Genomic DNA, 20302 nt, shown 5'->3' with positions numbered 1-20302 from the left:
AACATCCGCATCTGCCGCGACCCGCGCGCCGTTTTCCGTGCATCCCGCCTTTTCGCTGCCAGCTCCCGACGAGGGTTGCCACACCACGCTCGTCGTGCTCTGATGGGCGGCGGCAGAATCGCGTACCAGGGGGCACCATGGGCGAGCCGGCAATCGAACCTGTTCCCGACTCACTCCGATATCACGACGGCGATTACCTGCCCGAACGAATCCGGCGGCGAACGATGCCGCCGACGCTGCGCCAGATTCGGCGAATAACTCGGCCGCTGCGTGCCGTCCATACCGTATGGTTTGCCGTTCGCCGGCTCGACCTTCACCACACGGGTCGCATCGTGTGGCCAGTGCAGCTTGCCCCGGGTGAGTTCTTCGATAGCCGTGACCGGATTCGCGGGTATGTGCTGGTAGCCCGACCTCGCGTTCCCCACGTGCAGCGCAACGACAACGATGCCTGCCCCCAGGACAACCCAAATGAACACCCGAGCGGCAAGTGCTAGCTCGAAGGCTTGCTTCCTTCGCACTTTCCCCACGGCACACTCCGCTTCGGACTCTGCGTGGAACACCAGAATGTCAGTGCAATCCACACGCCGCCAGCCCCGCCACTCCTGCACACACTGCCCCAAGATCGGGTGTCAGTGTCTGCGCTTCCCTGGACCGGTCTGCCGTGGAGGAGTAGTTCGCCGATTCCGCCGGGCACCGCGAGCACGTCGACCGCGCTGGCAGCGGGTGCCCGGTCGGCGGCGCCGACCTTGATGCCGGTGATGGGTGGCCATACGGGCGCGCAGTTCGGCCAGTTGCTGCTCACGCGGGAGGACGTGAGAGTTAGTGGCCGTCCGGTCGTGCGTGTGTGAGATGGATTCGGTATCGGTCCGTGCGGGAACGGCCTGTGCAGGTTCTGAAGCTTCGTAGCGCCAGCGACCGCAACCCCTATCGTATTGCGGAGAGTTTTCTCGATACCTTGTCAGCCGAGATCGATTGCAGCCCAATGTGTTTCGCGGCATTCAAAGTGAGGTGTCGATCTGTAAGACTACATCCCCGCCGAGGTGCTGAAAGCCCAGCATGGCGGCCCGTCGGTCGTGCTGCATGTCGCTGGATCGAGGCCGGCGTGATGGCATCAGGGTCGGCTCGTGGGCCGTCGGGAACTTGCCGGCGGTGAAGTCTCCAGGTATGGGGCGCCCCTAGGGCGGATGTTGGTTGGTCATGGACACGTTACCGAGTCCGATTCGCGTCTGGTCGATACGTGCTCCAATAGCAACGGCAGCAGAGGAGTGTTGCCAAGTAGCGCAACGACTTTCAGCGGTCTCGTAGCCACTTCCCGGTGTCGATCAGCGGCGCGCAGGTGGAGACGGAGGGGTTCCCGATGCGGAAAAGTCCGTGGTCGTTCAAGGGCGGATATCGCCGATCGCGGGGATGGTTGGCGTCGAAACTGCCAGGGTATCAACCGTCCTCGTGTGGATGGCATCGAATCACCTTCGAAGACGCAGGGTCTCGCGATCGAGCGGGTCTGCAACCGCGTTCCCGATGGCCGATGTGGTTGCGCGCGATCGCGTTCGTGCTGGCGGTGGCACTGCCGATCTCGGTGGCGCAGCTGATGACCGGATCGGGGACGGCGGCGGCACGCTCATCAGAGGTGCCGCGGAACCTGCCGATCCTGTCGGTGCCGTCGAAGGACAAGCATGGGCCGGAGGTTGTGCCGAAGCAGCCCAAGGCCGATTTCATACCGCTGGCGGGGGGCAGGCACTCCAAGGCTGACGCGCGCCGATCAGTACGGGACGCCGCTCCCGCACCGCAGACCAGTCTGGTCGCCCCGGCCGATGGCGCGGTGGTGGGTATCGAGACCCCGGTGCTGCAGGTCGCCGCCGCTGGTGACGAGGTGCTGTACTGCTTCAAGATCTCCACCGGATTCGACGGCCGCTCCGGCAGCGTGGTCGATTCCGGGTGCCTGGACCAGCCACAGTGGACAGTGCCCAAGCACGTCCTGCACGACGGTGCCCGCTACACCTGGACCGCCGCCACCGCGATGACCGGCGCGAGCACAGCAACAGCGCCGAACTGGATCGGGCACTTCACCGTCAACCAGCGGATCGGGGATCCCGGACCGGCACCGACCGACCATCTGGGCCCGGTGACGGTGAACCTGTTCAACGGCAACGCCCACATCGAGGCCGCCGGACCGGCGTTCCCGACCGTCGGTGGGCCGGCCGGAGTGAACCTGGCCTACAACTCCCTGCAGGGCGCCCCGCACGGGGTTCGCGCGTCGTACTTCAACGACTCGCGCCACACCGGCACGCCGGACGACATCCCAGTGATGGTGCGCGGGGAGTCCCAGGTCAACCTGGACTGGGGCATCACCTGGAGCGGGAACCCGGACAACCTGCCGTGGCGGGACAACCCGATGCCGCCAGCACTTGACAAGAACTGGTTCGTGGTGCGGTGGGAGGGCCAGTTCAAAGCCCCGGTCACCGGGGACTTCCGGTTCGCCGGGGGGCACACCGACGGCGCGCGGATCTGGGTGGGCGACAAGCTGGTCTACGACAACCCCACCGCCGCCGACCCGGACGATGGCTTCCTGCTGCCCGGCCCGCACCAGGACCACGACGTTGCCTTGAAGGCCGGTCAGCTGGTGCCGATCCGCATCGAGCTGTACCACCACACCGACCAGCGTCCGCGGATGGTGTTGTGGACCAAGAGCTCCACGGGCACGGACACCGCGCGCAGCCACAACCTGGATCCGCGGATCGTGCCGACCGAGTGGTTGATGTCGACGGACTCGCAGTCGCTGCCGGCCGGTTGGACGCTCTCGGCGCAGTCCAGCGGCTACAGCCACGCCGAGATGCTGGACGGCTCGGTGGTGCTCACCGATTCCGCTGGAGGTAAGCACACCTGGGCCAAGCAGTCAGCCGGTGGCTACAGCCCGCCGGTGAACGAGGACGGCGTGCTGGCCTTCGACAACACGGGCCGGATCACCGTCACCGAGGGCGACACGGTGTCGGTGTTCAACCCCGATGGCACTGTCAACGCTGTCGCGTCGGTGCTGGACGGGAAGAAACCGGCGGCGCTGCAGTACCTCTACAGCGGTGCCGCGCCGCGGCTGACCCAGATCAAGGATCCGGTCTCGGGTCGAGAGCATCAGCTGTTCTACAACACCGATGGCAGCGACCGCTGCTATGGCGGGGTGTCTCGCCCTCCGGGCTCGGACCGGGCTCCGGCGGGGATGCTGTGCCGGATCCAGTACTGGGATGGCAGCGAGACGCGGCTGTGGTACCTGATGGGCACGCTGGCCCGGATCGAGAACCCGGGTGCGGCCATGCAGGACTTCGACTACACCGGCCGCGCGTTGGCCAAGCAGCGCTACGACCAGGCCGGCGACAACGAGGAGGAGAAGCAGAAGGCACTGGACAGCGTCGGGCCGTTGGCCACCCTGCGTGGCAGCCTGGTCTACGACTGGGTGGCCCACCAAGCCCCGTCGAGCGAGAACGGGTGCACCAACACCGACGACACCGCCGCCGCTTGCACGGTGATCAGCTACAACGCGATAGCCGAACACGTCAACGAACCGCCCGTCCCGCGGGCGATCCAGGTCCTGGCCCCGGCCCCGGACGGCTTGCGGACCGGGAAGCGGGCCGAGCACGTCTACCAGTACTACTTCGACCGCAAACAGGCCACTGTGGCCTTGGCCGGGGTGGACGACGCGACGCGGTCCCGCACGGTGACCTATGACGACGCCGGTCGTGCGCTGGTGTCCACCGACTTCACCGGGGCGAGCATCTCCGCGGAGTGGAACGCCAAAGACCAGGCCACCGCCTCGGTCGACAGCGCGGGTCGGCGCTCCACCACGGTGTACGACCACGCCGACCGCGCGACAGACAAGTACGGACCCGCATCCGCGTCCTGCTTCGCCGGCCAGCTCCCGGCACCCGCGTGCGCGGCCACCATGCCGCACTCCCACACCGGCTACGACGAGGGCCTGGCCGGGCTGTCCGCTGCCTTCTACGACAACCCCACTCTGGCGGGCGTGCCGAAGGTGTTCGTCACCGGAGTGGGCACACCCGACGGGACACTGTCACGGACCTGGGGCGCCACCTCACCGGTGGCGAACACCGGGGGCTGGTCGGGCCGGTTCACCGGCGAGGTCCAATTCCCCGCCGACGGCGACTACGGACTCGGGTTCACCGCGGTCGACGGCGTGCGGCTGTGGGTCGACGACGTGCTCACCGTCGATAGTTGGGGCGACAAACCCAGCACAGCGGTCACTGGCAAGTACACCAACACTGCTGCGGGCAGCTGGCACCGCGTCCGCATCGACTACTACAACCGTTCCGGCACAACGGGAGCGCTGAACTTCACCTGGACCCCACCCGGTTCGGCCGCGCCGGTGACAGTGCCCGGTGCGAACCTAGCGCCGCGGTACGGGTGGGCGACCAGCTCCACCACCGAGGACACTTCCGGCGGCGACAAGGAACGGGCACCGTCCAAGCACAGCGCGAGCGGCTACTCCGATCCGACCGCGGGGATCGACCCGGTGTACGGGCTCGCGGTGTCGCATACTGCGGATCCGGGTGGGCTGGACCTGATCGCCCACACCGCTTACGAGCGGCCGGGTGAGGGGTATCTACGCAGGGTCGCCACAGCGTTGCCAGCCGGTGATCTCACGAACCCAGACAAGCGCACCACCACTGCCTTCTACGGCGACACCGAGACCCGCGCCAATCCGTGTGACGCGGGCTCGCCAGCGGTAAGCCAGGCCGGCATGGCCAAGACCGCCACCAAACCCAGACCGGGCAGCGGTCCGGCGCTGTTCAGCGAGTCGGTGTACGACGCGGCTGGCCGTGTCGTCGCCAGCCGGGTCGGTGGTGAGCCGTGGGCCTGCACCGGTTATGACGCGCGGGGACGGGTCATCAAGAAGAGTTTCCCGGGCTTGGACGGCAAGCCGGCGCGCACAGTCGTCACGGATTACGCGGTCGGCGGTGACCCGTTGACCGCGAAGGTCACCGACGAGAACGGGTCGATCACCACGGTGGTCGACCTGCTCGGTCAGGAGGTGAGCTACACCGACGCCAACGGCATCACCTCGACCTCCACCTACGACCAGGTCGGCCGGCTGAGCACCGACACCACCACGGTCAAGGGCGTGTCCAGCACCGTGTCCTACGCCTGGAACGACGCCAACCAATTGACCACCGTCAAGGTGGACGGCACCGTCGTCGCCACCCCCGCCTACACCACCGCGGCCGAACTGAGCAGTGTGGCTTACGGCAACGGATCCCGCTTGGATTCGTTGGCGCGCAATGACTCCGGCAAACCAACCGCGTTGACGTGGAAGAACACCGCGGCCGCCGTGGTCGACACCGTGACCCGCTCCCGGGACAACCGCATCACCGACGACGCGGTGACTGACGGCGGGAGATCGGTCGCGAACTACTCCTACACCTACGACACTCTGGGCCGGTTGACTGCGGCGACCGTCCCGCACCACATCCTCACCTACCGGTTCGACCCGGCCGACGGCTGCGGGTCGGCCAAGGCAGCAGGCTCGAACACCAACCGCACCGCCTCCACCGACAGCCTCAACGGCGCCCCGCCGGTCACCACTCGCTACTGCTACGACGGCACCGACCGGCTGACCTCCACCAGCGGCGGCACCACGTTGGCGTTCACCTACGACGCTCACGGTGACGCGGTGAAGGTCGGCGACGACACCCTCGACTACGACGCCACCAAACGTCACATATCCACGACCACGGCCTCCGGTACGTCGATCTCCTATACACGAGATCCGGCCGACCGGTTGACGACGCGGACGGTGACCGGGGCCAAGGAGCCATCGAAGAACGGCAAAACCCGCTACTCATACAGCTCCAAACACGACACCGCCGACCTGGTTCTGGATAAGGACGGCGGCCTGCTGCAGCGGATCGTGGCGCTGCCCGGCGGGGTACTGCTGACCAAGAACTACGACAAGACCGCCATCACCAACTGGTCCTACCCCAACATCCACGGCGATGTGCTGTTCACCGCCGACGGCACCGCCACCCGCACCGGTGGCCTGCACCTATACGACCCGTTCGGGCAGACCATCGACCCCACGACCGGCGCGTTCACCGACATCCCCATCCCCACCACCGCCGCCGGTGGCATGGACTTCGGCTGGCTCGGCCAGCACGAACGGCCGGTGGAACACCTAGCCGGCCAACAGGCCATCGAAATGGGCGCCCGGGTCTACCTCCCGATCCTCGGACGGTTCCTGCAGATCGACCCCGTCGAGGGCGGATCGGCCAACGACTACGACTACGTCGACGCCGACCCGATCAACGGTCTCGACCTGGCCGGGACGTTCTCCTGGAAGTCGGTAGTTCGCGTGGCGACCACCGCCGCGGAGGTTGTGGCCTACGTGCCGGGCCCAGTCGGGACGGTTGCCTCCGGGGTGGCCGCTGCGGGTCAGCTCGCGCAGGGCAACAAGCAGGCCGCGGCCATGGACGCACTCGGCATGATCCCGGGCGGCAAGCTGGTCGGCACCGTCGCCAAGACTGCCGCCAAGGAAGCATCGACAGTCGAGAAAGCCGCGAGAGCTACCGAGACAGCTGCTGGCGGCACCGGCGCGTCCCACCTTGGCGCTGCGTCCGATGCGGGTGCGAGTTCGATACCCAAGCCACCTACCGGGCGAGGCTCGGTCGCGCCCAGCGAGCGGGATCCGCAGCGCCGGTTCACCCGCGAGCAGGTCCAGGAACAGTTGGACAAGCAAGGCGGCAATTGCGCGATGTGCGGGCAGCCGCAAGAGCTCGAGGGTGCGCATGGACACCATATCGACCGTCACGCCGACGGTGGCCCCACAGACCCGAGCAACCTGGCGGTACTCTGCCCAGAATGCCACACGAACCTACATAGAAGGTGACGGAGAACGAGTTGAACTCTGCAGCCAGAGCCGCCCGGCTCGATCAAATAAAATCGGATATTGACAAGTACGGGTTCACGGTCACGCTAGTTCCCGCGGAAGCGATCCCCCGTTTTGCGTATACCATCGGATTGATAAACCCTCTCGGCTTCGACCTGCTCATGACCGGCGGCTCATTCTACGATCAACAAGCGGTACACAAAATAATGAGCGTCATTGCCGCTACCCTTCGCGAAGATCCCACCGTGCGCACGGTCGACCTGGATACGCTCGGTTCTTTCGCCCTGCGTCCTGCGCATCAGACATGGGTTCGCCAACTGGCGTTGGGCGCTGTCGATTACTACGAGAACAAGAATGTGTCGATGATGCAGATTGTCCCGGATTCATCTCACGTCACGATCGACGTTCCGAATGCCAGCGAACCCTGGGCCTCCGAGCGTGAACCGGTGTGGCGGTGGGTGCGTGAGTCATGGGAACATCCGGTGCCGCGAAACTCTGTAGCGACCACGAATCTCGCGGCGCTGAAGGGCGAGCCGATCACGGAGTGGATGCGCTGGGAAGAGGACGCATGGGAGATGTTCGCTGGCCCCGGGCCAGACGTAGCAGCGGAGGACTCGCGCGTTGTGCCGCTCGGCACTCTGCTAGGCGCCGACCCATCCCTGCAACTTGCAGCAAACGTCGGGATCGGAACTGGCTACTGGCGTACCGACCGCGGGTCCGAATGGACCCTCTGGGCAACCAAAGCGAACTGAACCGCATAGATGGTCAAACCTGAGGCTTATTAACGGCAAAGTGGACTAGATATCGGGGGAGGTAGCTGCATGCTTTAGATCAAGCCGGACAGTCTGACGTCAAGCAGTGGGCAACCGGATTCGAGCAACACTTCATTGGAGGATTTCGCGTGTTTTAGTCAGTCCAGGGTGTCCCGAGGTCTAGGGGTCACCGTGGTATTCGAAAAATTCCGGGCGCGTTTTTCTAACCGAGGCCGATGGGCAAGTCTTATCCTATTTCAAGAAAGTTTGACTACCTACTCCCGAATATATTCCGCGGCAATTTCTCTGACAGTCTGATGATAACGAGAAGTCAGATGAGCACGAGCACTGGAACCTGCATCCTTCCCTCAAGGGAAGTGGTCGTCGCCGGTCCAGGTGCGGCGGTCTCGATGAGAAAACACTCTCATCTCATGAAGATCTTTTTGGACTGACATACGTTGAGTCGCATGTGTCCCTACATTGCTTGAAGCGCGTACTTCGAAAGGGATGTGTAAGTGGCAACCGAAAGAACAAGACCCAGAACATCCTTATGGAGAGGGATAATCGTCAGCGCCGCAGTGTTGTGTGCGACTGCGGGGATCAGCGCGGCCCCGGCCCCGGCCGCACCGCCAGCGGACGCCTCGCCGAGGGCGCTGATCCAGACGACGTTCACCAGCGTCAGCAACGGCAATCTCCTCGATGTCCAGGACGGCACCCGCGATGACGGTGCTCCCGTCGCCGTCAATCCGGCGCCGGGCTCGGCCACGTCGTGGCGGATCAACACCGGGAGCACCGCCGGCGCCGGGTTCGCCATCGTCAACGCCACCACGGACAAGTGCCTCGACACCGGTACTCTCACCTATCAGCTACGGCAACGGCCCTGTGATGGACGTGCGAGCGAGCAGTGGTACTTCCAGCCGGTCAGCGGGTCGACGTCGAAGGCGTTCCGGATCCGCGACGTCGGCGCCAACAACTGTCTGACCACGGAGATCCCACCCGGTACTGACAACTGGGCGTACGAACTCCCCTGCGACGGCACGCCGTACCAGCAGTGGACACTGCCCGATGAGGTATACCAGGCAGCGTGGAACGCCGCCGTGGACTACGCCGCTGCCCGTTGTGCCAAGGACACCTCCACCTGCTCGTGGACCACGACCAAAGAAGCACTCGCCGCTCCTCTGCCGGACGTGTGCGTCTCACCGGTGTGGTACAACGACACCTCCCGCGAGATCCCGTGGACGTTCACGCTCACCACCAGCACGGGCTGGTCGAACAAAATCGGGGGCTCACTGTCGGCCAGTCTGACCGTCGGCAGTGATATGACACCGCTCAAGGGTGTGGTCACCGCAGAGGTCCACGGCGAGACCACACTGGATCTCAAGCAGGAGCTGGGCAACAGCCTGACCGTGACCGTGCCCTACCACAACTACGGGTGGGTCACGCTGTCCGAACTGGCCACGAAGGTCACCGGTACCTGGACCTTCGACACCCAGGGCGTCCCGTGGACCGCCGAGGACACCATCACCGTGCCCCTCAAGCACGGCCCCAACGGTGGCGCGAGCATCTACAGCGCGCACACCAGGACGGAGTTCACCTCCTGCTCCGGGACCGCCGCATAACAGCACCCGGCTCGAACGGAGTGATGTCAGCCCGGTCCTGACCCCGGGTCGGGACCGGGCCCAGCGCGTCCAGGGGTTCGCGGAGCAACGCGGACGGAAATGGCGGATTCGCCGGCCACCGCATGCGATGGCCCGGTCGAGAATGGTGAGCCAGGGCCCTACTGCGGCGTCCCCGGATTGTTCGCGTAACTGGGCGAGCAGCCCCGGTTCGTGCGCGAGCTCGGCGAGCAGGCTGCGCAGGATCTCCCCGAGGGGAGGGGCGAGGTGAGAGTGGGCGCGCCGCAACAACTCCAGCGTGTCCGTGCGCAGGTCGCCGGTGTCGAGGAGGTCGAGGGCGGTGGCGGTTAGCTGGTTGTAGGCGGCGACACCGAGGGCCGCCCGGTTGGGCCAGCGGCGGTAGATGGCGTTCTTGTTGGTGTCGGCGCGTTTGGCGACGGTGTCCATGGTCATGCCCGGGCAGCCGGACGTACCTTAAATGGTCAGGGAGGTACAGATGCGCACCGTCGGCGTGTGCTACGACACCGGTTTCATCAATCGCGGCAACAGCACGCACGAACCGTTCGATCCGGACGCGGTGCTGCGGGATATGCGAGCCATCCACGACGACCTGCGCTGCGACGCCGTTCGTATCACCGGCGGTTACGTGGAGCGGTTGAAACAGGCGGCCGCACTGGCCGCGGACGTCGGCTTGGATGTGTGGATCTGCCCGTTCGTCAACGGTGTCACCCAGGACGAACTGCTCGAGCTGGTTGCGGATATTGCGGAATTTGCCGAGCGCCTGCGGATTGCGGGCGCGAACGTGGTGCTGGCCGTCGGCTCCGAGCTGAGTCTGTTCGTGAACGGCTTCTTCCCCGGCGACGATTTCGAGCAGCGGGCCGCCGCCCTGCCCACCCCCGCAGGCCAGGCGGCCATGGCCGAAATACCGACCCGATTCAACGAATTCCTCGGCCGCGCAGCCGAAATCGCGCGAGCCCGCTCCACGGCAGGCTCACCTACTGCTGCCTGCCCTTCGAACGGGTCAACTGGGAACTGTTCGACATCCTCGCCACCGATGCCGGATACCGTTCGGCCGCACTGGCAGACCGCTATCCAGACCTCATGCACATCTACGTCGCCGAGGGCGCGAAACTCGGAAAACCGGTGACCGTCACCTAATTCGGCTGCGTCACCTACCGCGGCGCAGCCGACAAGGCCGATCGCGGCGCGGATATCTTGCAATGGGACGCCCACACCGCCACCCCGCTGCGCCTGGACGGCGCCTACGAGCGTGACGAGGAGGCCCGGGCCGCCCACCTGCTCGAAATGCTGGACATCCTGGACGAAGCCGGCATCGACACCGCCTTCTGGTACTGCTTCTCCCGCCCCGACCTCATACACCGCGACGATCCGACCCTCGACCTCGACCTGGCCAGCGGCGGCCTCGTGAAGGTCTTCGACAGCATCAACGGCGCGGCCAAGACTTGGGAACCGAAGCTGGCGTTCACGGCGATGGCAAACCGGACCCGCTGACCGGCCCGGGCCTGTCCCATCCGGTCTGCGGCGCGCCGTTCGATCAACTCGCCCCCACATCACCGAACTTCCGTCGCCTGTCACCAAACCGAGGTCGGATCCACGGTTAAACCGACAGTCCCTGCGGTCCCGGAGCAGGAGGTGAACTCCGTCCTGGTGTGCGCGCTGTAGATGCTCGCGCCACCGTTGGGGCCGTGCTTGAGGGGCACGGTGATGGTGTCCTCGGCGGTCCACGGGACGCCCTGGGTGTCGAAGGTCCAGGTACCGGTGACCTTCGTGGCCAGTTCGGACAGCGTGACCCACCCGTAGTTGTGGTAGGGCACGGTCACGGTCAGGCTGTTGCCCAGCTCCTGCTTGAGATCCAGCGTGGTCTCGCCGTGAACCTCTGCGGTGACCACGGTCTTGAGCGGTGTCAATTCACCGCCGACGGTCAGATCGGTCGACAGTGATGCCCCGATGGTGTTCGACCAGCCCGTGCTGGTGGTGAGCGTGAACGTCCACGGGATCTCGCGGGAGGTGTCGTTGTACCACACCGGTGAGACGCACACGTCCGGCAGAGGAGCGGCGAGTGCTTCTTTGGTCGTGGTCCACGAGCAGGTGGAGGTGTCCTTGGCACAACGGGCAGCGGCGTAGTCCACGGCGGCGTTCCGGGCCGCCTGATATACCTCACCGGCCAGTGTCCACTGCTGGTACCGCGTGGCATCGCAGGTCTTGTTGAGGTACACCCAGTTGTCAGTGGCGGGCGGGATCTCCGTGGACAGACAGCTGTTGGTGCCGACGTCGCGGATCCGGAACGCATTCGACGATCCGTCGACCGGCTGGAAGTACCACTGCTCGCTCGCACGTCCATCGCAAGGCGATTGGAATAGCTGAAGCCAAAAGGGGGGAGGGATCTTGTCGAGGCACTTGCCGGTGGTGTTGTTGACGATGGCGAACCCGGCGCCGGCGGTGCTCCCGGTGTTGATCCGCCACGACGTGGCCGAGCCCGGCGCCGGATCGACGGTGACACGGACACCGTCATCCTGGGAGCCGTCCTGGACATCGAGGAGATTGCCGTTGCTGACGCTGGTGAACGTCGTCTGGATCAGCGCCCTCGGCGAGGCGTCCGCTGGCGGTGCGGCCGGGGCCGGGGCCGCGCTGATCCCCGCAGTCGCACACAACACTGCGGCGCTGACGATTATCCCTCTCCATAAGGATGTTCTGAGTCTTGTTCTTTCGGTTGTCACTTCCACATTCCTTTCGAAGTACGCCGACCTCGGTTGCGCATCAGATGTCGCGGGCAGCAATACCATGACCCCCTCCTGCTACCCCCTGAAAAGACACGTTCGACACCTACGCAGCGAAAGTCCTTCTGCCACAGTGGAACACGTCTGCCGACACGGTAACTCGGCAACCGTTCGAGCGGAGGCAATTCCAGGCCGACCGGACCGATCGGCGGGGTGAACGGTGAAGTGACCCCTAGGGTTCGGCGGGTGGTCGACAAGCGAGGCAGACGATCGACCCGGGTCGCATGCGGTCCCCGGCGTTACCGGGCCAACCTACGGCGCTACTTCAAACCCTCCCCCGCAGCCATGCGCGAAATCACCAGTCTTCTCGGCCCCGACCAAACCAGGCGATAACAGCTTCACCTGCGGCTACGCCATATCCGTTGATTTCGCGCACTTACTACTTCTGCCGCCAATTGCGTCGGATGCAATTGGCGGCAGAACTAGTAAGTGCGCGAAACAACGATCTTCGGGAACACGCTGGATTCTCACCGCCGCAATCCGACCGGTCCTGACCCACTGGCACAGTAACTCGATGACCGGTTTCGTCGTGTTGCCGCGCCGCTGGCTGGTGGAACGTTCCCTGGCTTGGATCTGTCTGCGCCGCAGATGCATTCGCGACTACGAACGGCTGCCCGAACACCACGAAGCCTGGGTCACTTGGTCGATGGTCATGCTCATGTCCCGCCGACTCGCCCGCACTCAACCGCGGAAATGAGCAGTTTGTTCACAGGCTCTAACACCCTCGCAGCGAACGCAGACGACAATAAGAGCGTCAAGTCAGCTCGAGCGTGGCGAGATAGCTTGCGGCAGAGCCGGTTTCAGCTGCCTCGATTTGCCTGTAAAGCTTCACAGCTTCCCGCAGGTCAGCCTTGGCGGCGACCGGGTCGCCCAGGCAAACCCGGCATCGGGCTGATCCTTCCAATGCTCGTGCTTGTTCCAGTGGGTTCTGTATTCGGCGTGCTAGGCGTAACGCCTCGTCATACGTTGTCAGGGCATGCCGGGGATCGCCGGATCTCGTTGTCAGCGCCCCGATTCGGTTGAGCACCTCGGTTTCACCGGATCGGTGGCCGATGACTCGATAGATGCTCAGCGCATGCTGCAACAGATCGGTCGCGGCCGGGTAGTCGGAGGTCAGATACCGCAGCCAGCCGAGGTTGCCGAGGGCCTCGGCTTCACCGGTACGGTTGCCGATGCTTTCGTAGATCTCGAGTGCCTGCTGCAGCAGATCGGTCGCGGTCGAGTAGTCGCCGGTCAGGTACGTGATTCTACCCAGGTGGTTGAGGGCGGAGGCTTCACCGGTGCGGTTGCCGATGTCCCGATGAATCTCGAGCGCCTGCTGTATCAATTCGGCCGCAGCCGAGTAGTGACCGGTGGTGTGTCGCAACCAACCCAGGTTGTTGAGGGTCACGGCTTCACCGACTCGGTCGCCGATCTCTCTGTAGAGTGCCCGCACCCGCTCCAGCGCATCAAGTGCGGCCGGATAGCTGCCGGCCAGATACCACGCCCGCGCCAGGGTGCGGAGGGCGGAGGCCTCGCGTGAGGGTCCGCCGATGTCGCCGAAGTTCTCTAGTGCGCGGTGCAACAGTTCGGCGGCTGTCGAGTAGTCATCGGCTAGGTACTCGGCCGGGCCGAGATCCTTGAGGGCGAATGCTTCCGCGTTGCGGTCGCCAATTGTGTGCGCGGCAACGGTGCGGCGTTGCTGGATCTGTATCCACGGTCCGTGGAGGCGCAGTTGGCTGGTAAGCGCGTTGGTCAGATTCAGCGTGCGTGGCAACTGATTGCTCGACACTGTGTATTTGAGGCAGGCGAGCAGGTTGGCGCGCTCGGTCTGCATCCATGCCAGAGCCGAGGCGTGTGCGGACAGATCCGGCATCGCTGTGGGCGCGGAATCGCACCGCGGTTGTGGCTGCGTCGGTGTCGAACGGACGGCGGTCTGGGCGGTCCGCTCGTAGTAGTCGAGGAGTCGGTCGACAGCTCGGATGCGGTCGTCGGCGGGTCGTCGGTCACGAAGGCGTGGGCGTATTCGCGCAGCAGGTCGTGCAGGCGATAGCGGCCGGGTGCGCTTTCGTCGATCAGGTGCTCTGTGTAGAGGGTGTCGAGGGCATGGCGAGCCGCGGTGAGCGGGATGTTGTTCAGGGCGGCAACGGCGTAGGCGTCGAGGTCGACCCCGGGGTGCAGCCCCAGTCGGCGGAACAGGTGCTGACGGTCGGGTGGCAAATTGTTGTAGGAGGTCGTGAAGGCGGCCCGGACGGCGCGTTGGCCAGCGTCGAGTTCGCCGAGCCGATCACGAGTCGCTCCGAATTCCGCCGCCAAGCCGGCGATGGTCCAACTGGGATGGTGGGCGAGGCGGCTGGCGAGCAGCACGATCGCCAAGGGCAGATACCCGCACAAGCGGACGATTTCGCTGACCGCAACAGTGTCACTGCCGCTCGGACTGCGTTGCGCCACACGGCAGAACAACTCAACCCCGGCGCCTGGGTCGAGGATGTCCAACGCCAGCGGTTGGGCACCATCGAGGGCGAGCAGTCGACGGCGACTGGTGATCAACGTCAGACAACCGTGTCCCGCCGGGAGCAACGGCTCGACCTGGGCGTGGTCCCGGGCGTCATCGAGCACCAACAGCACCTGCTTATGGGTGAGGCGATCCCGCCACAGATCACAGCGTCCGTCGACCGAGTCGGGTATGTGGCCGGGAGCGATACCGAGATCGGTGAGCAGCCTGGCCAGCATATGGAAAGGATCGGCAGGAGATTGCCCCGGTGTGTGGGCGTTCAACTCGACGAAGAAGCGGCCGTCCGGGAATCGGTCGGACAGCATGTGCGCCGCCCGTGTGACCAGAGCCGTCTTGCCGACACCGGGCATCCCATCGACTGTATGGATGGAAACCACGCGTCCTGGCGCTGCCGCGTCGAGAATCCGCTGCAGCTCGACATCGCGTCCGACGAACGTGTCGATATCGCGGCGCAGCGCAGTCGTCACCGTCGGTCGCGGCGGGAACATTTCGCGCCGTGCTGTCGTCGTATCTGCTTCTGCGATCGCGGCTTTCCACAGGCGCCGCCAGGCCACTACGTCGGTCAGCTCGCCTCGGACCGGGGTCGGCGTGGCTTTGGCCAGATGAATCAATGTCACCAGCACTGGCTCGAACGATTCCAGCCGTGCAGGCACGGCCCGGCCAGCACGCCAATCGCTGATCCGCTGGACCGATGTACTGCGACTTTGACCGTTGGCCTTCGCCGCGCGCATCCGAGCAGTCGTGGACTGCGCCACACGCTCGAGTGTCGGATGGCCCGCGGCCTCCCACAGCTCCGCGAGCCGAGCGGCGAATAGTGCTCGTGGCGAACCGATCTCGCCGTTGCCGCGAGGTGGGCCAACCGTCACCATGCCGACAGATTACCGACCGACCGAGCACGCCGCGCCACAGATGAGGATTCGACTGCGGTTCAGTCGAACAGCCGCCCTCCTCTCCGGACTCTTCCGGAACGGAAGGCAGCTTCCCGAACCAGAAACGACCCTCCACCTGCATGTTCTCATCACCTCAGGGTCATTGATGCGGCGACCTCTCTTCTGGATTCTCCTACCGTCGACATCGCTCGATTGGACGTACATCGCCACACCCCGCGTGTGCTGACCGACTTGGAAGTTGTTGTGTCATTCAAAATATCTGCATCCCTGGAGACCGGCTCCCCGCGTTACTCGACCAGCATCGCGAGCCCTGCCTTGTCACTGTCCACGCCTTTTCGCGTGAAGGAATGCAGCAGAAATCGTTTCAATACGAGCTATCTCGCCATTCTGGTGTCGATCTGTGTGTTGGGCTTGGTGATTGACGGAGTCGCGGCTTGTCGCCGACGACCGACCGGCCGTCATCGCCGGTAGCTGCCAGCCAACCCGAGGTCGAGACACCGAGCAGTTCAGCCATCCGGGTCATGTCGAGGGCGGCGCACCCGTTTGTGCTGGGGCGGGCCCGTGCACTGAGCCATGACCGCCACGCCGGTGGGGCTCCGGGGCGACCGGCGAACGCGGTCGACGCCCGCGTTGAGTCGGGTCGGGCAGTGCCCAGCGAGGTGGGGTGCCCCGGATCGGTGATGTTCCACCGACCCACTCAAACGCGGGCCGCGGGTCTGGACATTCCAGAGACGTTGGCGGCCCTTGTCGGAGCCGGAGATCGAGGAGGTCTGGCGGCGGTGGCAGTCCGGGCCAGGCCAAGCCAAGCTCGAACTCCCCCCGGAAGCGAATCCTGTTGAGCGACTGGGTCATGCGCACGTCTCGCTTTTGTCGCGCGGATCTTCTTACAGCTGATAGTGCACTCCGGTGAGCCTGTCGCAGGTCTCCCACAGCGTCGGGGCGATGGTCATGTCCCGGGCTACCGCGGCCGGCTCGACCCGGACCGGCCAACCCTTGATGCCGTGGAATCCGTCCGGGCCGTATAACTCGCCTCCGCGGACACTGGGGTCCACGGCGGCACGCAGGCTCGGCAAGGCGCCTTGGGCGGCCGTGTTGGAGAAGGGGGCCACCAGTTGTCGGAGCGGTGCTGCGGACAGCATCCCGGCGAGACCGCCGGTATTGCGCCCGAAGTCGGTGGCCGCGGCTCCCGGATGCGCAGCGACCGCGATCACCCGTTCTCTCGCCGCTGACAGACGCCGCTGCTGCTCGAATGCGAACAGCACATTGGCCAGTTTCGATTGCGCGTAGGCGCGCCAGCGGCCGTAGCGGCGCCTGGTGAAGGCCAAGTCGTCCAGGTCGAGTCGGCCCGTCTCGTGGCTGCCGCTGGTCACGACCACGATTCGCCCGGCCCCGGTGGCCAGCAGGTGCGGTAACAGCAAGCCGGTGAACGCGAACGGGCCCAACACATTCGTCACGAAAGTGCGGTCGACTCCGTCGAGGAGCTCCAAAGCGCCGAACGCGGCGCCGGCATTGTTGATCAATACATCGACGTGACCCAGCTCGATGCCGATCTGCCGCGCCGCGGCCCGAATCGAGGGCCCCGATGTCAAATCCAGCCGCACCGTGGCCACTTCGGCATCGGCGACCGTGCTGCGAATCGCCGCGCACGCCACCTCCGCCTTGTCCAGGCTTCGACACGCCAACACCACCCGCGCACCTCGGTCGGCCAGTGCCCGCGCCGTCTGGAAACCCACTCCGGAATTCGCCCCCGTCACCACCACCGTGCGACCCCGCTGATCCGGAATGTCGGCAACGGTCCACCGCGACATCGACTCTCTCATCGAATGCTCCGAACACATCGTCCAGAAATCCTCTGCGCCAAGGTCTCTGATCAACCGAACGTCGATTCCGGCGAGACCCGACCGGTGGTTCAGTTCAGGTGCACGCGCAACACATCGCCTCCTTCGGAGCCGAGGTAGAGGGCGCGATCGGATCCGGGAACGACGGCGACGGAGGTGATCGGCGGCCCGGACAGTACCGTGCACGTGCTGCGCGTGGCGGGGTCGACACGAACCAGTCCCCCGCTGGCGGTCGCCACATACAGCAGTCCGCCGGGGCCGAGGGCGAGATCGTCCGGGAAGGCGGGCAACGTCAGCGGGGCCGCGGCGAGATCGGCGGCCACGGTCGGATGTGCCGGATCCGCGAGCGGGATGCGGATCACCCGCGCGGCCGGGCTGATCGTGTACGTCACATACAGCGAGTCGCCGGAGGCCACGATACCGTTGGTGTTGAAACCGTTGGGGCCCAGTGTCTTCGGTGCCCTGTCGGTCCAATCACGATCGGTGGTGCCGTCCGGGCGGATCCGAACCACGCCGAACAAGGTGTCGGCCACGTAGAGGTTGCCCGCGGTGTCGAATGCCGATCCGTTCGGGAACCGGAGACCGCTGGCGAACGACTCGAGGTGTGGTTGCGGTGCGGCAGGGTCGAATCGCGCGACACCACCACCGGGCGGCAGCGCACCGGAGGTGGCATTGATGTAGTTCACGTACAGCAGCCCGTCGGGCCCGAGCCGGACCGAATCGGGGGTGGGGATCCCGACCGAGGCGGTGCGCCGGCCCTCGTGGTTGTAGCGTTCCACGACGCTGCGGAACGGGCGTGAGACCCACAGGTCGCCGTCTCGGTCCACGGTCAGATTCTCCGACCAGTCCAGCAGCGGGATATGCGCCGCGACTTCGGTGGTCACCGTCGCCGGACCACACGAGGACGCAGGCGCCGCCGTCGCGACTCCGATCGACAGTGTCGCCGCGGCGGCCGACAACGCCGCCGCACCCATCCGCCCGACACATCTCAGCGGCCCTCGCGACCCGGCCGGTGTCATCCTTGGCATCCTTCGACGACGCGGGCGAAGCACAACCAGTTGTCCGGGATGAGCAGCCAGGGCATACCGACCTCGCCGTAGGGGCCGTTACCGAAGCTGTTGTTCGCGTAGCGCATCGACACCGGCATGACCGACAGCAACCGATCCAGATTGTCCTTGTTCTTCTGCAGACCCGCGGCAATGGTGTTGAGCTGCTCGACGGTCGGACCGAACTGATTGTTGTTCTCCGCGCCGATCTGCTGCAGCTGCTTGGTCAGCGCGGCAACGTTATCGAGCAACTGACGCAACAGGGTCTGCCGCTCCATCACCCGATTCGCGATGGCCTCGCCCTGAGTGATCACCAGCAATACGCTGTTGCGATTGTCGCCCAGGATCTGGGTGACCCGATCCAGATCCTTCAGCAGCGAATCGACCTGCTGCTTACGATCGTTGATCGTCTTGGCCAGCGCGCCGACGCTGTCGAGGGCCTGGGCGGTCAGCTGCGGCGATCCGTCGATCTGATCACCGAGCACCTTCAGCGATTCGGTCAGCTTCCGGGTATCGAGCGCCTCGAACTTCGGCGTGCCGATCTGCACCACATCGGCCAGGTTGTAGGGAACCGCGGTATTGCTCTTGGGGATCCGCTGACCCTTCAGGCCCGAGCCGTCGCCCGGATCCAGATCGACATAGCGGGCGCCGAGCAGGGTCGCCATCTTGATCGACGCCCGCGCGTCGGCGCCCAGCTTCACATCGTTGTTGATCTGCAAGGTGATCAGCACGTGATCGCCCTCGAGCTTCGCACCCGATACGGTACCCACCGGCACGCCCGCGACATCGACCTTGTCACCGACCCGGATCCCGGCCGTCTGCGCGAATTCGGCCTTGATGTCCTCGGTCCCGACACCGAGCTTCTTATAGGTGCTCGACGCGATCAGCAGGATCACGATCAGCACCACACCGATGATGCCCAACCAGAAGTAGCGATTCGCGCCGAAGCGGTTCTTCAGTGTCATCATGGCCAGGCCCCCAGAAACGTATGTTGTCCCCGAAATCGCTTCCGCGCTAGCCTATCTCGCCGCCGTCCCCTTTACACTCGTGTCGGCGGCGTACCTTCGTGCGACCGGAGGCCTAGTAGCCGGTATGGCCGCCCCCGCCTGGCTCTGCCATCTGTGTCGCGACAGCAGCGGCCCGGCCCTATCCTGGTGATTGAGCGCGTGCGGGGTAAACGAAAGCGGAAGCCGGATCATACAGGGACCTGCTTATCGGCATGGTGATCGAACCGTGCTCGCCCCGGCATCGAGATGCCCAGGCGTTCTGTCGACCTCGTGCGTCGGCGCTGAACGTCCAGTGAACAAGGTCAGTCGGGTGCTCGGAGGAAGTGCAGGGGTGGCATGCTGAAGGTTCTGTGGCGCAAGCCTTCCACGCGAGCCCGCTTGCAGATCCTTGTCGATCGCCTTGAGCTGCCCGAAGACTGGACAGCCACGGAGTGCTTCGCGTCGGTTGAGCGCATTCGATGCAGGCGCATCGTCCGATTACCGCTGCCGTCAACGTCTCCGGTGGGGTTGTGCGGATTGTGGCTGGCGTGCAGTGACTACGATGTGATCTTTCTTCGCCCCTCGTCCGAGCCTACAGTCGAGTTGCACGTGAGCCTCCACGAGGTCGGTCACATGTTGCTCGATCACGGTCGGGATATGTCGATCTCAGCAGCGAAGTTGGATTCTTTGCTGGAAGCAGCGGCTAACCATGGGATCGACGGGTCTACAGCCCGCACGGCCTGCGGCGTGTCCAGCTACGACACGAGGGACGAGTACGAGGCCGAGCTGTTCACGACGTTGATCGGAACCCGGGCCCGCGCCAGCGGGCCACGGCGCGACCGGATGCTGAAGGAACTCTGAGATGTGGCCGCCGGATCGAATGCCCATCTGGATCACCCATGAGGTTCCCCCAAGACGGTGGACAGGGGGCTTGTGCGGCTTCAGGCCGCCGCGTGTAGTGACTTCTCGAAGTTGTCGGGGCTTTGCATCCCG

14 protein-coding genes and 1 pseudogene are annotated in these 20302 nt (G+C 65.1%); 7 read left to right on the top strand and 8 right to left on the bottom strand.

The genetic code is table 11. The features are described 5' to 3' along the window. Positions 1-170: 170 nt before the first annotated feature. Positions 171-527: a hypothetical protein gene (locus tag ACIA76_RS41830; protein ID WP_397160857.1), complete on the bottom strand. Its 357-nt coding sequence runs from the start codon at positions 525-527 to the stop codon at positions 171-173. A 998-nt stretch (positions 528-1525) separates the two neighbouring features. Here ACIA76_RS41830 and ACIA76_RS41825 point away from each other — a divergent pair. The 3 genes from ACIA76_RS41825 to ACIA76_RS41815 all read left to right on the top strand — a co-directional run bounded on the left by ACIA76_RS41825 (position 1526) and on the right by ACIA76_RS41815 (position 9260). Continuing rightward, the gene (locus ACIA76_RS41825) at positions 1526-6889 is read left to right on the top strand and encodes a PA14 domain-containing protein (protein WP_397160855.1); all 5364 of its coding nucleotides are present in this window, start codon (positions 1526-1528) and stop codon (positions 6887-6889) included. Continuing rightward, entirely contained in the window at positions 6886-7641 is a 756-nt protein-coding gene (locus tag ACIA76_RS41820) for a DUF4262 domain-containing protein (protein WP_397160853.1), read from the top strand. The genes ACIA76_RS41825 and ACIA76_RS41820 overlap by 4 nt, the downstream gene beginning before the upstream one ends. 578 nt (positions 7642-8219) lie before the next feature. Continuing rightward, positions 8220-9260 carry an RICIN domain-containing protein gene (locus ACIA76_RS41815; protein ID WP_397160851.1) on the top strand — a complete coding sequence of 347 codons (1041 nt, stop codon included), beginning with the start codon at positions 8220-8222 and terminating at the stop codon, positions 9258-9260. Between the two features lie 129 nt (positions 9261-9389). Here the strand turns inward: ACIA76_RS41815 and ACIA76_RS41810 are convergent. Then, a pseudogene (locus ACIA76_RS41810) lies at positions 9390-9704 on the bottom strand (TetR-like C-terminal domain-containing protein); the annotation flags it as partial. A gap of 49 nt (positions 9705-9753) precedes the next feature. Here ACIA76_RS41810 and ACIA76_RS41805 point away from each other — a divergent pair. Beyond that, the gene (locus ACIA76_RS41805) at positions 9754-10404 is read left to right on the top strand and encodes a hypothetical protein (RefSeq protein ID WP_397160850.1); all 651 of its coding nucleotides are present in this window, start codon (positions 9754-9756) and stop codon (positions 10402-10404) included. A 68-nt stretch (positions 10405-10472) separates the two neighbouring features. Continuing rightward, a complete protein-coding gene (locus ACIA76_RS41800) occupies positions 10473-10769 on the top strand; it encodes a hypothetical protein (protein WP_397160848.1) in 297 nt (98 codons plus the stop codon). Between the two features lie 80 nt (positions 10770-10849). Here ACIA76_RS41800 and ACIA76_RS41795 read toward each other — a convergent pair whose 3' ends face one another. Further along, positions 10850-11932, bottom strand: coding sequence for an RICIN domain-containing protein (locus ACIA76_RS41795; RefSeq protein ID WP_397160846.1), 1083 nt, complete (start codon positions 11930-11932; stop codon positions 10850-10852). Positions 11933-12569: 637 nt separating this feature from the next. Here ACIA76_RS41795 and ACIA76_RS41790 point away from each other — a divergent pair. After that, positions 12570-12752 carry a hypothetical protein gene (locus tag ACIA76_RS41790; protein ID WP_397160844.1) on the top strand — a complete coding sequence of 61 codons (183 nt, stop codon included), beginning with the start codon at positions 12570-12572 and terminating at the stop codon, positions 12750-12752. A gap of 57 nt (positions 12753-12809) precedes the next feature. Here the strand turns inward: ACIA76_RS41790 and ACIA76_RS41785 are convergent, their stop codons facing one another. From ACIA76_RS41785 to ACIA76_RS41765, 5 genes are all read right to left on the bottom strand, one after another. Continuing rightward, positions 12810-13871 (bottom strand): tetratricopeptide repeat protein, encoded by a 1062-nt coding sequence (locus ACIA76_RS41785; RefSeq protein ID WP_397160842.1) that lies wholly within the window; start codon positions 13869-13871, stop codon positions 12810-12812. Further along, entirely contained in the window at positions 13796-15280 is a 1485-nt protein-coding gene (locus ACIA76_RS41780) for an ATP-binding protein (RefSeq protein WP_397160841.1), read from the bottom strand. Before ACIA76_RS41780 ends, ACIA76_RS41785 begins: the two co-directional genes overlap by 76 nt. 1043 nt (positions 15281-16323) lie before the next feature. Further along, on the bottom strand, positions 16324-17259 hold the full coding sequence (locus ACIA76_RS41775; protein ID WP_397160839.1) for an oxidoreductase: 936 nt from the start codon (positions 17257-17259) through the stop codon (positions 16324-16326). 89 nt (positions 17260-17348) lie between these two features. Then, positions 17349-18296, bottom strand: a complete 948-nt coding sequence (locus ACIA76_RS41770) for an SMP-30/gluconolactonase/LRE family protein (protein ID WP_397160837.1) — start codon at positions 18294-18296, stop codon at positions 17349-17351. Next, complete coding sequence (locus ACIA76_RS41765; protein ID WP_397160836.1) at positions 18293-19291, bottom strand: MCE family protein; 999 nt, start codon at positions 19289-19291, stop codon at positions 18293-18295. Before ACIA76_RS41765 ends, ACIA76_RS41770 begins: the two co-directional genes overlap by 4 nt. Positions 19292-19666: 375 nt before the next feature. Here ACIA76_RS41765 and ACIA76_RS41760 point away from each other — a divergent pair, with 375 nt between their 5' ends. Next, on the top strand, positions 19667-20170 hold the full coding sequence (locus ACIA76_RS41760; RefSeq protein ID WP_397160834.1) for a hypothetical protein: 504 nt from the start codon (positions 19667-19669) through the stop codon (positions 20168-20170). Positions 20171-20302 lie beyond the last annotated feature (132 nt).

This window comes from Nocardia sp. NPDC051570, from assembly GCF_044454005.1.
Lineage (GTDB): Bacteria > Actinomycetota > Actinomycetes > Mycobacteriales > Mycobacteriaceae > Nocardia.
The sequence above is the reverse complement of the archived record's forward strand: the minus strand, read 5'-3'. Positions and strand labels throughout refer to the sequence as shown.